This window comes from Methylobacter sp., assembly GCF_030680395.1.
GTDB lineage: Bacteria > Pseudomonadota > Gammaproteobacteria > Methylococcales > Methylomonadaceae > Methylobacter_A.
Window position 1 is genome coordinate 44,303 of the sequence record NZ_JAUXVR010000045.1, and the last position, 13,851, is coordinate 58,153.

At 47.1% G+C, this 13,851-nt stretch carries 13 protein-coding genes; 1 reads left to right on the forward strand and 12 read right to left on the reverse strand.

Annotated features, from left to right (window positions below; genetic code table 11):
* Window positions 1-113: 113 nt before the first annotated feature.
* The 5 genes from Q8L79_RS19095 to Q8L79_RS19115 all read right to left on the reverse strand — a co-directional run bounded on the left by Q8L79_RS19095 (window position 114) and on the right by Q8L79_RS19115 (window position 5,216).
* Window positions 114-596, reverse strand: a complete 483-nt coding sequence (locus Q8L79_RS19095; RefSeq protein ID WP_305274286.1) for a hydrogenase maturation protease — start codon at window positions 594-596, stop codon at window positions 114-116.
* Entirely contained in the window at window positions 589-2,088 is a 1,500-nt protein-coding gene (locus tag Q8L79_RS19100; RefSeq protein ID WP_305274287.1) for a Ni/Fe hydrogenase subunit alpha, read from the reverse strand. The genes Q8L79_RS19095 and Q8L79_RS19100 overlap by 8 nt, the downstream gene beginning before the upstream one ends.
* A 99-nt stretch (window positions 2,089-2,187) precedes the next feature.
* Window positions 2,188-2,727 (reverse strand): NADP oxidoreductase, encoded by a 540-nt coding sequence (locus Q8L79_RS19105; RefSeq protein ID WP_305274288.1) that lies wholly within the window; start codon window positions 2,725-2,727, stop codon window positions 2,188-2,190.
* Entirely contained in the window at window positions 2,717-3,436 is a 720-nt protein-coding gene (locus Q8L79_RS19110; RefSeq protein ID WP_305274289.1) for a 2Fe-2S iron-sulfur cluster-binding protein, read from the reverse strand. Before Q8L79_RS19110 ends, Q8L79_RS19105 begins: the two co-directional genes overlap by 11 nt.
* Complete coding sequence (locus tag Q8L79_RS19115; RefSeq protein WP_305274290.1) at window positions 3,429-5,216, reverse strand: NAD(P)H-dependent oxidoreductase subunit E; 1,788 nt, start codon at window positions 5,214-5,216, stop codon at window positions 3,429-3,431. Before Q8L79_RS19115 ends, Q8L79_RS19110 begins: the two co-directional genes overlap by 8 nt.
* A gap of 168 nt (window positions 5,217-5,384) precedes the next feature.
* Between Q8L79_RS19115 and Q8L79_RS19120 the strand changes: the two genes are divergently transcribed.
* A complete protein-coding gene (locus tag Q8L79_RS19120) occupies window positions 5,385-5,897 on the forward strand; it encodes a DciA family protein (protein ID WP_305274291.1) in 513 nt (170 codons plus the stop codon).
* Window positions 5,898-5,931: 34 nt separating this feature from the next.
* On the opposite strand, the gene lpxC is transcribed toward Q8L79_RS19120, so the two are convergent.
* From lpxC to murC, 7 genes are all read right to left on the reverse strand, one after another.
* Complete coding sequence (lpxC, locus tag Q8L79_RS19125) at window positions 5,932-6,855, reverse strand: UDP-3-O-acyl-N-acetylglucosamine deacetylase (protein WP_305274292.1); 924 nt, start codon at window positions 6,853-6,855, stop codon at window positions 5,932-5,934.
* A 95-nt stretch (window positions 6,856-6,950) separates the two neighbouring features.
* A complete protein-coding gene (gene ftsZ, locus Q8L79_RS19130; RefSeq protein ID WP_305274343.1) occupies window positions 6,951-8,120 on the reverse strand; it encodes a cell division protein FtsZ in 1,170 nt (389 codons plus the stop codon).
* A 38-nt stretch (window positions 8,121-8,158) separates the two neighbouring features.
* Entirely contained in the window at window positions 8,159-9,385 is a 1,227-nt protein-coding gene (gene ftsA / locus Q8L79_RS19135) for a cell division protein FtsA (protein ID WP_305274293.1), read from the reverse strand.
* Window positions 9,386-9,414: 29 nt separating this feature from the next.
* Window positions 9,415-10,146: a cell division protein FtsQ/DivIB gene (locus Q8L79_RS19140; protein WP_305274294.1), complete on the reverse strand. Its 732-nt coding sequence runs from the start codon at window positions 10,144-10,146 to the stop codon at window positions 9,415-9,417.
* A gap of 65 nt (window positions 10,147-10,211) precedes the next feature.
* On the reverse strand, window positions 10,212-11,144 hold the full coding sequence (locus Q8L79_RS19145; protein ID WP_305274295.1) for a D-alanine--D-alanine ligase: 933 nt from the start codon (window positions 11,142-11,144) through the stop codon (window positions 10,212-10,214).
* Window positions 11,141-12,049, reverse strand: coding sequence for a UDP-N-acetylmuramate dehydrogenase (gene murB / locus Q8L79_RS19150; RefSeq protein WP_305274344.1), 909 nt, complete (start codon window positions 12,047-12,049; stop codon window positions 11,141-11,143). The genes Q8L79_RS19145 and murB overlap by 4 nt, the downstream gene beginning before the upstream one ends.
* Window positions 12,050-12,389: 340 nt before the next feature.
* Window positions 12,390-13,835 carry a UDP-N-acetylmuramate--L-alanine ligase gene (murC, locus tag Q8L79_RS19155; RefSeq protein ID WP_305274296.1) on the reverse strand — a complete coding sequence of 482 codons (1,446 nt, stop codon included), beginning with the start codon at window positions 13,833-13,835 and terminating at the stop codon, window positions 12,390-12,392.
* Window positions 13,836-13,851 lie beyond the last annotated feature (16 nt).

Below are 13,851 nucleotides of genomic sequence, written 5' to 3' on the forward strand. Positions count from 1 at the left end.
TCCCTTCTGCACCCTTCGGGCAAGTGCAAATCTGCTCCTGACAGATTTGTCATGCATGGCTATTCTTGCCATGCAGCCTTCGGACCTGTGAAAATCTGCTTCGCACCAATTTTCTATGCATGATTTGCCTGTTTCAGCCAGAAATCAAGATCGGGATTGCGAAGCAAGTGCTCTGCAAATGAGCACGCTTCTACTAAATTAGTTTCAGCGTTGGCGCTCAATCCATCGCCCAGTTCAAACTTATCGGCTTTAATGCTCAGCAGAAAACACGGCGGCGGCGTTTGGTTTTTTATCGATTGATACACATCTAAAACCGCCGCAGGACTCATCGCGTGAGTCGTGTAGCTCTTATCCCTGGCGGGTTCCAGCACGGTAAAGTCAAACGCATTGACACAAGCTACGGATGCATCGACAAACAACACCAAACGCCTGTTTTCCAGGTCCAGCGCATGTTCGATTTGTAATTGGAAGTCGGACAATATTTCAATCGCATCCAAGCTACAATGAATTTCAACGTATTCCAGCAGTAACGGCCCCAGCGCATCGTCGCCGCGACTGAGATTACCGTAGCCGAACAGCAAAACAGGTTTAAGCATTATCCCGCTCAATGTGACCGTCGCTGTGCTTAATCAATTTATCGATCAGCTTGCCTTCAATATCGACCAACTCAAGTTGCAGGGGCATTTTTCCTACAGCATGAGTCGCGCAGGACAAACAGGGATCATAAGCGCGAATCGCCACTTCCAGATTATTCAACAAAGGCTCGGTCAGCTCCCGACCGGACAAATATTCCGCCGCCACTTGCCGCACCGATTCATTCATCGCCATGTTGTTGCTGGTGGTCGAAACGATTAGGTTGGCTTTGGTGACGATGTCGTTTTCATCGACTTGATAGTGATGAAACAAGGTACCGCGCGGCGCTTCAATTACGCCTATGCCCTCATAACGTTTTTCGCCTTGTGCGACCAAATCATGACCCATGATGTCCGGGTCATTCAGCAACTCTTTAATGCTTTCGGCGCAATGCAGGACTTCAATCAAGCGCGTCCAGTGAAATGCCAGAGTGCTGTGTACCATCGCTTCGCCGCTATGCGCTTTAAACTCGACACGGGCAGCTTCCGCCAACGGTGTGTTTATATAGTCGCAGTTATTGACCCGCGCCAAAGGCCCTACCCGATACCAGCCTTGTTCCTGTCCCAACGACAACAGGTAAGGAAATTTCATGTACGTCCACGAGCGGACTTCTTCATGGATATAATCGTTATATTTGCAATAATCGATGTGATCCATAATGGTTTCGCCGTGCTCATTTTTAGCGCGAATACCGCCATGATAAAGTTCCAGCGCGCCATCAGGTTTGGTTAATCCCAAATAATTAGTGCGTATAGTGGCAAAATCATCGTAATAAGGCAGATTGGAGCAATGCACTTTCTTTATCAGCGCAACTGAGCCTGCTGCCCAATCTATCATCTGGTCTATATCCTCCAGCAGATAGTCGCGTTCGGCTTTGCTTAATGATTTATTCATGCCGCCGGGAATCGCACCGGTACCGTGAATACGTTTGCCCGATACCATACGAATAACTTCCTGGCCGTATTTGCGCAGCTTTACGCCCTGTACGCCGATTTCGGGATACTCGGCCAATACCGCGACAACTGAACGCTTGCTGATATCGCTTTCAAAACCGAACAGTAAATCCGGGCTGGATAAATGAAAGAAATGCAGGGCATGGGATTGCAGCACTTGCCCGAAATGGAGCAAGCGTCTTAATTTATCCGCTGAAACAGGTAAGTTCTCGGGATCGATGCCAACCAATTGATCGATAGCTTTAGCTGCGGCCAAATGATGACTGACCGGACAGATACCGCACAAACGCTGCACCAAAACCGGCAGCTCCCAATAGGGACGGCCTTGAATAAAACGCTCAAAACCGCGAAACTCAACGATATGCAATCTGGCTTGTTGGACTTTATTATTTTCGTCCAGTAATAAAGTAACTTTGCCGTGACCTTCAACGCGCGACACCGGATCGACGACAACGCGTTTTAAACTTTCCCGGTTTTCAGCTGTTTCTAAATATTCGTACATGATTTTTCTCGTATTGTAAGTCGGGTTAGCAACCCGGCATTTTATCGATAGGGTTTGTCGGATTACGCTAACGCAATCCGACCTACGAAACTACGGAACTTAATCGTAATGAACCAATTCATAAGGCAACGAAGGCTCGCGCCCTTCAATCAAATCGGTCAGAAATTTCCAGAATACGTCCGCTGACGGCGGACAGCCGGGCAGGTAATAATCTATTTTTACGACTTCATGAATCGGGTGCACCTGATCCAACAGCAAGGGTAATTCTATATCGCTGGGAATCTTGGGGTTTTCTACGCCGATTCCGTCTATATAGGATTCATTCAGGCATTCTTCGAGCGGGATATGATTGCGCAAAGCGGGCAATCCGCCGTTAATCGCACAGGCCCCGACCGCAACCAAAATTTTGCAGTTTTTACGGAACTCCCGCAATACATGAACGTTTTCGGAATTGCATACGCCGCCTTCAATCAGGCCTATATCGCAGTTGGTGCAGTGCTCTATATCGGTAAGCGGCGAACGGTCGAACTCAACAACTTCAACCAATTGCAACATCCGCTCGTCTATATCTAAAAACGACATGTGACAACCGAAGCAGCCTGCCAGCGATGTTGTCGCTACTCTAATTTTATTCGCCATGTTTGACATGCTCCGTTTCCAGACTGACTTGATCGATTTCTTTATGATCGTAAATACGCTCACCTATCGGCACCCGATAACCGGTACGTTTAATTAAAATAGCGCCGGTAGGACAAATATGTGCAGCATGGTCCGTCGCTTCCAGATCGGTATCTTTTAACAATCCGCTTTGAGCATTAACGATCAAATGCTTGTTGATGCCGCGTCCACTGACCGCAAACACGTCTTTACCGTCTTTTTGCTGGCTGGCACGAACGCACAATGTGCAAAGAATGCAACGACTCTGGTCAATCATGACATCAGCATGAGAGGCGTCCACTTCCCGATTCGGGTAAAACAACGGAAAATGGTTGTCGAGCATATTCAAATGGTAGGCAACGGCTTGCAGCTGACAGTTACCGGTTTTTTCGCAACCCGGGCACAAATGATTGCCTTCCACAAACAGCATCTGGGTGATCTTCTTCCGGTCGTTGATCAGTTCTTCGGTTTCACTCAGCACATCCTGACCGTCCATTGCCGGAAAGGTGCAGGCGGAACAGTTGCGCCCGTTTACTTTCACCGTACATAGCTTGCAGCTGCCGTGGGGGGTAAACTCGGGCTGATGGCATAAATGCGGGATATATACTCCGGCAGCCATTGCTGCATCCATAATGGTTTGGCCGTCTTCAAAAGGAATGATTTTTCCATCAAGGGTAATTGTTTTACTCATGTTCGCTCTCCGTCTGAGACAAGTGCGCACCGGTATCATACCGATTTGCCATGCGCCGCGCTGTTTCCAGTGCGCCATCCAAATCAAATCCGGGTTCAAAACTGATTTCTTTTAACCGACTTTGGTACAAATCAGGGTAGCGTTCCAGCGTTGTTAATATCGGATTCGCAGCTGTTTGTCCGAGACCGCAGTGGCTATAGCTTTTAACCAGCTGGCACAGTTCTTCAAGCGCAACAACATCGCCCGCCGAGCCATGACCTTCGACAATCTTATCGATCTGTTTTTTTAATAGCGAGGTGCCGACCCGACAGGGCGTACAAAATCCGCAGCTTTCATGGGCAAAAAAATGGGTGAAGTTATGCACCGCATCGAGAATATTACGGCTGGAATTGAAAATAATGAATGATCCGCCGGTGGCTAAATCCTCAAAAGCCAGCTTACGATCAAATTCCTGGTTGGAAATAAAAACTCCCGACGGCCCTCCGACCTGAATGCCCTGCACATCGACCGCTCCGCAGCCATTTAAAATAGTCTGGACGGTTACTCCAAAAGGATATTCATAGGTACCGGGACGCGCACAATCGCCGCTGATACTGAGTATTTTTGTGCCCTTTGATTTTTCGGTGCCGATATTTGCAAACCAGTCGCCGCCATTGATCGCAATGCTTGCCGCCGCCAGAAACGTTTCTACATTATTAACGACGGTCGGTTTACCCAAATAGCCTTGGGTGACCGGATAAGGCGGACGATTGCGAGGAATACCGGCTTTGCCTTCCAGTGACTCGATCAGCGCGGATTCTTCACCGCAAATATAAGCACCTGCACCCAGACAGATTTCAATATCGAAATCCAAGCCTGAACCCAGAATGTTGCTGCCCAACAAACCGTTCTGACGGCGCCGATCCAAAACACTTTGCAACTTATCGTGAAGGTGCAAATACTCGCCGCGCAAATATAAAAAGCCCTGTTTGGCTCCGATAATCGTAGCGCACACCGCCATGCCTTCAAGAACCTGATCCGCATAGGAATTTAACAGCACTCTGTCCTTAAATGTGCCGGGTTCGCCTTCGTCGGCATTGCAAACCACATAGCGCTCAGTCTGCTGCTCTTCCGAACAGAATTGCCATTTAATCGCTGTTTTAAATCCGGCACCGCCCCGACCGCGTAAACCCGAGTTATCGATTTCCTTCAGCGTTTCCTTGATACCTCGTTTAAAGGTCGATCTAAGCGCCGCGCCTTGCTCAATCTGTTGATTCAGCAGTAAGCCGGACTTATAAATATTGTCATCTACCTGAAATAACTCGATCGGCCATTCGTTCAGCGGTTTTTGTTGATTAATCAGCTCTGCGATTTTATCAATCGAGGAGCGATCCAACCGGGTCAATGCATAGCCGTTAACCAAACCGGCCGGCCCCTGATCGCACATGCCGGTACATGACGTATTATCCAGGCTGACCAAGCCATCGTCTCTAAGCTCGCCAACTGCAACACCTAATGTCTTTGTCAGATAGTCGAGCATATCTTTTTTGCCCAACATATGATCAGTTATGGAATCGCTGATCAAGAGCTCATATTGCCCTCTGGGGGCCAGATGAAAAAAACTGTAGAATTCAACGACGCTGATGATTTGCGTCCGGGGAATGTTTAACAAACCGGACAACTGCTCTATCGCTGCCTCCGGTATATAATGATAATGGGATTGGATCTGTCTTAGAATGTGCAACAAATGCGTTGCCTGATAGTGGCTGTTTTCTGCGATACCCTGAATAAATTGTCTCACTTTATCTCCCTAGCTTTATCTTTCTGGACGTTTGTGGATATGATACTAGCGAATTATTACACTTAGAGTTGCTTATTCCCTTACATAAACTAACTATATCCCACTATCTTAAATAAACCAATAATCCGGTAAAAAGACTTTCCGTCGCTAATTGACAGACAAATACCCATGAGAAAAAAATTAACTTCTTTTAAAGCCGCATTGTCATTCCCAAACAACACTATCGCTTACTTGTACAGCCGGATTGAGCAACAACAACAGGTTTTACAGCGTATTCATGATGTGTTACCGGCAACGATAGCCGAGCATGCACTGCACTGCGTTGTCAATGGCAAGAAATTGCTGATTTATACCGACACGGCTGCATGGGCATCGCAGCTGCGCTTTTATAACAGCGCGATTCTCTCAGCTATCGCTCCGGTAACCAGGGAATCGGTCTCGATTATGCAGATTAAAATATGGGTAGAAGCGTCGCCTACAGGACTTAGGCGAGGGACGCTAGCAGGAGAGAGAGCCTTGCAGGCAATGTCTTCCGGCAGAAAACCGAATATTCCTTCGGCAGAAAAAATAGAGTTCATCCACAACCACAGTCTCACTGTCTCGGATGAACAATTGAAGCTGGCGCTGCTGAGATTAAGTGCAACGCTTGCAAAACTGTCGAAGCGTCAAGCCCCTGTCTGATAAACCAGGCAGGGGCTTGACGCTCGCGGCAGCCTTATGCAGCAGGTCTCGGCGACTCTGCAGAACGCATAAAAGAAATCGGGGCGTTTTCTTCATCATCAAAAGTAACCATTTCCCAAGCCTCTTTATCATTTAATAAAGCACGTAGTAATTTATTGTTTAAACCATGACCCGATTTATAGCCGGTAAACTCGCCAATCAAGCTATGTCCCAGAAGATATAGGTCGCCTATGGCATCAAGAATTTTATGCTTAACAAATTCATCAGCATAACGCAGACCGTCTTCATTGATAACTTTATCATCATCGACGACAATGGCATTATCAAGGCTTCCGCCCAAAGCCAGGTTATTTTGTCGTAGCATTTCAATGTCTTTCATGAAGCCGAAAGTTCTGGCTCGACTCACTTCTTTGACAAAAGTAGTTGATGAAAAATCCATGGTGGCAGTTTTCACATGCTCTTCAAAAGCCGGATGTTCAAAATCAATCGTAAAAGTAACCTTGAATCCTTCAAATGGCTCAAAAGCAGCCCATTTATCACCATCCTCAACCCTTATGCTGCGCCTTATACGGATATACTGCTTCGGGCTGTCCTGTTCTTCAACCCCCGCAGACTGTAGCAAAAATACGAAAGGCCCGGCACTACCATCCATAATCGGAACCTCTGCGGCACTGACATCGATAATTGCATTGTCTATGCCTAATCCGGCAAAAGCCGAAAGCAAATGCTCTATGGTTGATATTTTCACATCGCCCGCAACCAAGGTTGTCGAGAGCATGGTTTCGCCAACATTTTCAGGTGTTGCTGCAATAGTCACCGGAGCATCCAAATCGACTCTGCGAAATCTGATCCCGGTATTCGCTTCAGCCGGACGCAAAGTTAAATAGACTTTATCGCCGGTATGTAGCCCTACACCTGTTGCCCTGATTGTGTTTTTTAAAGTTCTCTGTTTAATCATAAAATCAATAACGCTAAGTAAAGAGGGCAAAAAGGGCAAATATTATCACAATCAGCCTCCAAAATGGAGACTGATTCCATTGTTAAACGCACTCGCTAGTCAGCTTGACGCCTTAAAAAAGCAGGAATATCCAAATAATCTAAATCCATATCTTTTTTAGGTTGAGCTCCAAAACGGGTTTCTCTGCCTTCAGTTTTGTTTTGACGCATGACCGTGGGTTTATCCAGTCCTTCATAATTGACTTCACCGGCCACATTTTGATTAATGTATCCAGCTGTCGATTTTGGCGCCAGTTTAACCACGCGAGACGGCAGCCCCATTCCTGTAGCAACAACAGTCACTTTAATCTCATCGCCTAACTCGGGATTGATAGACATGCCGATTTTGATAACAGCATCCTCCGAAGCAAACTCGTGGACAATATTACCCACCTCATCGAACTCTGCAATGCCCATATCAGCGGCAGAAATATTAACCAAAATGCCGCGCGCACCTTGTAAATTAATGTCCTCCAGTAATGGACAGGCGATGGCTTTCTCAGCCGCTTCGCGAGCCCGATACTCCCCTTTTGCCGAGCCTGTACCCATAATTGCGGCACCCATACCGGACATTACCGTTCTGACATCGGCAAAATCGACGTTAATCATACCGGGATGAACGATAAGTTCGGTAATTCCCTGCACGGCATCCAATAATACATCGTTAGCCGCTTTAAATGCATTCACCAACGACACATCGTTGCCTAGTACCGGCAATAGTTTTTGATTTGGAATGATAATCAATGAGTCAACAAACCTTTCAAGCTCCGCTATACCCAGCTCCGCAGTTGCCAATTTCTTTTTGCCTTCAAATGAAAACGGCTTGGTCACCACGGCAACCGTCAAAATACCCATGCCTCTGGCAATTTCGGCAATAACAGGAATCGCACCGGTACCCGTACCGCCGCCCATACCTGCCGTCAGGAAAACCATATCGGCGCCCTGTAAAACTTCCCTGATACGCTCTTTGTTTTCGTCGGCGGCCATTCTTCCAACTTCAGGATTGGTGCCTGCGCCCAAACCCTTGGTTAATTCAACGCCTAACTGGATAATCGTATCAATATTTAACTTTCTTAATGCCTGCGCATCGGTATTTGCACAGATAAATTCAACGCCCTCGACAAGACTCCCAACCATGTGGTTAACCGCATTGCCACCGCCCCCGCCGACACCAATAACTTTGATGACCGCATGTTCATTGCTCATATCCATTAACTCATATTTCATTGCCATTGCCGCTGCCCCTTAAATTATTTACAAAACTATTAAAAATTACCTTGAAACCAATTCTTCATTCTTGAGAACACACTGGGGCCGTCAGAATCAATACTCCTGCCAACGCCCTGGTGTTCTTTTCCGTACATTAATAACCCGACCCCTGTAGAGTGAATCGGGTTTTTTACCACCTCGGTTAACCCTGTCACATTTTGAGGCCCGCCCATACGCACCGGCATATGGAAAATCTCTTCCGCCAAATCGATCAGCCCCATTACTTTCGAACTGCCGCCCGTTAACACTATTCCGGCGGCAATTAACTCTTCATACCCGCTTCGTCTTAATTCTGACTGAACCAACAGCATTAATTCTTCATAGCGAGGCTCAATAATCTCTGCCAGGTTTTGCGTTGAAATCTTGCGCGGCGCTCTATCTCCGATACTGGGCACCTCGATAATTTCATCCACATTTGCCAGCTGCGTTAAGGCACAGGCATATTTTCGTTTAATATCTTCGGCATTGAGCGTCGGGGTACGTAGCGCAACAGCTATATCATTGGTCACCTGATCGCCGGCGATGGGGATCACTGCTGTATGTTTTATCGCTCCCTCTACAAAAATCGCAATATCCGTGGTGCCGCCGCCAATATCAATCAGGCAAACACCCAATTCTTTTTCATCATCCGTCAGTACCGAATTACAGGATGCCAATTGTTCCAGCACAATATCATCAACTTCCAGGCCACAGCGCCGAATACATTTGACGATATTTTGCGAAGCGCTGACACTTCCGGTAACCATATGAACCTTGGCCTCCAAACGAATGCCCGACATCCCGATAGGCTCCTTGATGCCTTCCTGGAGGTCGATCACAAATTCTTGTGGCAAAATATGTAAAATTTTCTGATCCGCAGGAATTGCCACAGCGCGAGCGGAATCTATTACCCTGTCTATATCGTACTGGGTCACTTCCTTATCTTTAATGGCCACGATGCCGTGAGAATTGAGACTTCTGATATGACTGCCCGCAATACCCGCGTAAACCGATCTGATCTGGCATCCGGCCATTAATTCAGCTTCTTCAATAGCGCGCTGGATGGATTGCACAGTCGATTCCAGATTAACCACAACTCCTTTTTTCAAGCCGCGCGATGGTGTTGATCCAATACCTATGATTTCTATATTGCCATCACTGGTAATTTCACCAACAATAGCGGCAACCTTTGACGTACCGATGTCCAGTCCGACTATTAAATTACGCTCTGTTTTTTTCGCCATTTTGTTTACTCTGTGTCACTTTTATAAGATTAGCCATCTATTTCATGTTGCGGATTGGCGATTTTCTTCCAGTCAATTTCTTCAGTGTCGGGTTTCCATGAAACCGCATATCCGTTGGGATATCTCAAATCGACTATTGCTATTTTCTCAACCTGCTCTTGTCCTAATACTTCCAGCGTTTTCAAAAACCGTTGTAATTTCTTTAACTGTTCATTTCGTCCCAACAGTATCTCCAAGCCCGTTGTTAATTTAATCTTCCATGCCCACCGATCGTTAATAGTAAACTCCGCCATTTTCATCGACTGATCAGCTAATGCCGTGTTAACGCCTTTCATTATCTCCAGCGTCTTCAACTGTTGCTGCTCAGGGCCTTGCAATATGGGCAAGGTATTAAACTGATCTATATTCTTTGGTGTAATGATCTCCCCCCGCGCACTGACCAGACTTTGTTGTCCCCACCGCACATAGGGCTTCTTTTCGCGTATTTTTATGTCAATCGCATCGGGCCAGACTCGTTTAACCGTAACGGTATCGACCCAGGTCAATTGCGAAACAGCCTGATGAATGGCCTGCATATCTGCATCAAAAAAACTGATCATCACCAAAGGCTGCAAAGCCGTCTTTATCTCGTCCTTACTGAGATATTGAAAAACGCCTTCGGTCCTTACATATTTAATCGGGATACGCTTAATGCCGTAACCCGCCATCCAGACCAGAGCTGTCAACAACAATACGGTTATCATGACTTTTACAACGGCCATCACAAATCTGCCTGGAACTGATTTGCACTTGCCCGTGTATGGCAGGGATAGCTATGCATGACTCATTACCTGCAACTGGTTTCCAAAATACGCCAAACCAACTCTTCAAAATCCATACCCGCCTGCCTGGCCGCCATTGGCACCAAGCTGTGGTCAGTCATGCCGGGGACGGTATTAACCTCAATCAACTGGTACTGTCCCAAGTCATCGATAAATACATCTACTCGCCCCCAACCTTTAACGCCAACTATCTTGCAGGCCGTTACCGCCAAGTCCCTTATAAACTGCTCCTGATCCTGACTCAGACCGCAAGGACAATGATATTGCGTTGTTGTTGCCTGATATTTTGCTTCGTAATCATAAAATGTATTGGGCGTTTCCAGACGAATAACCGGCAACGCCTCGCCATCCAGTACCGCAACGGTATATTCTTTACCGGTAACCCAGGCCTCCGCATAGACATCACAGCGATATTTCGCCGCAACGCTCAGAGCCGTCAACAATTCATCCCGGTTGGTTGCCTTGCTCATGCCGATGCTGGAACCTTCCTGTGCCGGTTTGACGATAACCGGGAAACCCAGTTTTTCAATGCAGCCGTCAAGATCGGATTTGTCTTGCAACAAACACCATTTGGGCGTAACCAGGCCGTAACCCTGCCAACACAGCTTGGTTCGAAGTTTATCCATACTTAACGCCGATGCCATCACACCGCTACCGGTATAAGGGATACCCAGCACTTCCAGCACGCCTTGCAGTACGCCATCTTCGCCGCCGCGTCCGTGAATAATGTTAAATACCCGGTCAAACTTCTGTCCTGCCAACGCTTCAATCGGGCTATCCGTTACATCAATGGCAACAGCGTCGACGCCTTTACGTTTCAAAGCTTCGTAAACGGCCGCTCCGCTTCTCAACGAGACTTCCCTTTCCGCCGCCGAACCGCCCATCATTACCGCGACACGGCCGAATTGCTCCGGCTTGCTTAAGGCCAATGCTTTCATAGTGATTCACCTACCATACAAACCTCCGTCTGCAAAACTACCCCCTGCTGTTGTTTAACTTTATCCTGCACATAATGTATTAGATCTTCGATATCGGCTGCTGTTGCATTACCGATATTGACAATAAAATTCGCATGTTTTTCCGACACACAAGCACCGCCAATCGCGTAGCCTTTTAAACCGGTTTGTTCTATCAGCCGCGCCGCATAATCGCCTTCTGGATTTTTAAATACCGATCCGCAACTGGGTTGATTGGTCGGTTGTGTTGCCCCTCGTTTTTCCAATAAACCTTTGATTTTCTGCTGGCTCGCTATCGTATCGCCTTGCTGTAAAGTCAATAGGCAAGCCAGAAACCATTCGTTTTCAAAGCCCTTTACAGACCGATAACTCACCTTAAAATCCTGTGGCATTCTATGAGTTACATTACCCACTGTATCCAGCATTTCTACACTTTTAACGATAGTCCAGGTTTCTCCGTCAAAGGCTCCTGCATTCATTTTCAAGGCTCCGCCCATGGTGCCGGGTATACCTGCCAAAAATTCCGCCCCGATTAAGCCCTGTTCTCCACAAAAACGCGCCACATGTGCACAAGGAACACCTGCTTCAACATAAACTGAGCCCTCATCGGTCAAGCTCATTTCTTTTAATCGTCCTTTAGTATTAATCACTGTGCCGCGTATACCGCCATCCCTGACTAATAAATTACTGCCCAGGCCCATCCAGAATACCGGCTCGGCATCGGGCAGCGTTTTTATGTATTCGATCAGATCCAGCCGGTCTTGCGGTATATACAGTTGATCGGCCGGTCCGCCAACTCGCCAACTGGTGTACTTCGCCAGCTTTTCATGCTTTAGCAAACGGCCTTTCGGTAATTGCTCCTGCATTACTCTACCTCCTGCATCCATGCAGTCGTCCTGTGTCGATGCAGTCGTCATTTCAATTGTCATTTCTTGTAGAGGCCTTGCTCTGCAACGTCTGTATAAGGCATAGTCGACATTCCATTAAATATCATTTCAGAACAATAATTTGCCAGTACTTGCATAATTTATTAAATAATTGATTTAATTGATAACTATCCAATAATGTACGGCGATAAATCGCCCATTTTAATGAATCAGCGATTAATGTACGGCATTAATTAGTGGAAATACATACGCAAAACCACTTAGGCCATGCCGACATATCAATGATAAGCTTTAAAAAACAAAGCCTTATGACCTAAAAAATCAATCCCTAGATCAGTATTTAACATTCCATAGCGAGAGTTGCTACCAACAACTGCGGTAACTGTGCAGCAATCTGCCCGACATTGCCTGCACCCATGGTCAATATCACATCCTCGGGTTTTACGATGCCCGCCAATATTTGCGGCAATTCTTCCCAATTTTCGACAAAGACCGGATCAACTTGTCCGCGTATACGGATTGCCCTGCTCAATGCCCGGCCGTCCGCACCTGGAATCGTCGTTTCACCTGCCGCATAAACGTCCATCAGAATCAGTACATCAACGGTTGACAGTACTTGCACGAAATCTTCGAATAAGTCTCTGGTTCGGGTATACCGGTGAGGCTGGAAAATAATTACTGAACGACGATCCGGCCAAGCCTGACGCAAGGCTTCAAGCGTCGCGGCAATCTCGCGCGGATGATGTCCATAATCATCAACCAGCGTCAGTTTGCCCTCACCCATCGGTAAATCACCGTTAAGTTGAAAGCGTCTGCCTACGCCTTTAAAAGCCCCCAAACTCTTGATAATGGCTTCATCATCGACCGCCAGCTTGGTTGCGACGCTAATCGCCGCCAGCGCATTGAGCATGTTATGCCAACCCGGCATATTCAACGTAATCTGTAACGGCGGATAATCGCCTCTTCGTATCACCTCAAAAGAGGTATGCATACCCTTCTGTTTAATATTGACCGCACGTACATCGGCATCTTCATGGACACCATAAGTCGTTACCGGCTTGGATATTTCCGGCAGGATGGCCCTGACGCCTTCATCATCCAGACACATCACCGCTAGCCCGTAAAAAGGCAGATGATGTAAAAACTCTTTAAACGTGTCTTTTAACCGCTGAAAACTGCCTTCATAGGTCGCCATATGATCTTGATCAATATTGGTGACTATGGCCATCATCGGCTGCAAATATAAAAATGAAGCGTCGCTTTCATCGGCTTCGGCAACCAGATAATGCCCTAAACCTAATTTTGCGTTGCTGCCTGCGCTGTTTAAGCGTCCGCCGATCACAAAAGTAGGATCAAGGCCGCCCTCGGCCAGAATACTTGCAGTCAAACTGGTGGTTGTGGTTTTGCCATGGGTTCCGGCAACGGCAATGCCAAACCTGAAACGCATCAACTCGGCCAGCATTTCCGCACGCGGAATGACCGGTATTCGTTGAATATAAGCCTCGTCAATTTCTTCATTACTGCGGTCAATCGCGCTGGAAGCCACCACGACATCGACCTCTGCTATATTTTCCCGCTTATGCCCGATATTGATGGTCACGCCCAAGCTGGCCAGTCTTTCTGTTACCGCGCTTTCCTTGATGTCCGAGCCAGAGACTTGATAACCAAGATTCGACAGCACCTCGGCAATGCCGCTCATACCGGTTCCGCCTATGCCGACAAAATGTATCCTGTCGATGCTACCTAATACTTGAGTGGGCATCTGACTATTAGGAAAATTCTTCATTGCGTACCCTTTGGAC

Coding starts and splice junctions, on each gene's coding strand:
- ftsZ (WP_305274343.1), bottom strand. CDS start 8,120: ATGAAATATGAGTTAATGGATATGAGCAATGAACATGCGGTCATCAAA.
- Q8L79_RS19110 (WP_305274289.1), bottom strand. CDS start 3,436: ATGAGTAAAACAATTACCCTTGATGGAAAAATCATTCCTTTTGAAGAC.
- murC (WP_305274296.1), bottom strand. CDS start 13,835: ATGAAGAATTTTCCTAATAGTCAGATGCCCACTCAAGTATTAGGTAGC.
- Q8L79_RS19095 (WP_305274286.1), bottom strand. CDS start 596: ATGCTTAAACCTGTTTTGCTGTTCGGCTACGGTAATCTCAGTCGCGGC.
- Q8L79_RS19145 (WP_305274295.1), bottom strand. CDS start 11,144: ATGAAAGCATTGGCCTTAAGCAAGCCGGAGCAATTCGGCCGTGTCGCG.
- Q8L79_RS19140 (WP_305274294.1), bottom strand. CDS start 10,146: ATGGCCGTTGTAAAAGTCATGATAACCGTATTGTTGTTGACAGCTCTG.
- Q8L79_RS19100 (WP_305274287.1), bottom strand. CDS start 2,088: ATGTACGAATATTTAGAAACAGCTGAAAACCGGGAAAGTTTAAAACGC.
- ftsA (WP_305274293.1), bottom strand. CDS start 9,385: ATGGCGAAAAAAACAGAGCGTAATTTAATAGTCGGACTGGACATCGGT.
- murB (WP_305274344.1), bottom strand. CDS start 12,049: ATGGATGCAGGAGGTAGAGTAATGCAGGAGCAATTACCGAAAGGCCGT.
- lpxC (WP_305274292.1), bottom strand. CDS start 6,855: ATGATTAAACAGAGAACTTTAAAAAACACAATCAGGGCAACAGGTGTA.
- Q8L79_RS19120 (WP_305274291.1), top strand. CDS start 5,385: ATGAGAAAAAAATTAACTTCTTTTAAAGCCGCATTGTCATTCCCAAAC.
- Q8L79_RS19105 (WP_305274288.1), bottom strand. CDS start 2,727: ATGGCGAATAAAATTAGAGTAGCGACAACATCGCTGGCAGGCTGCTTC.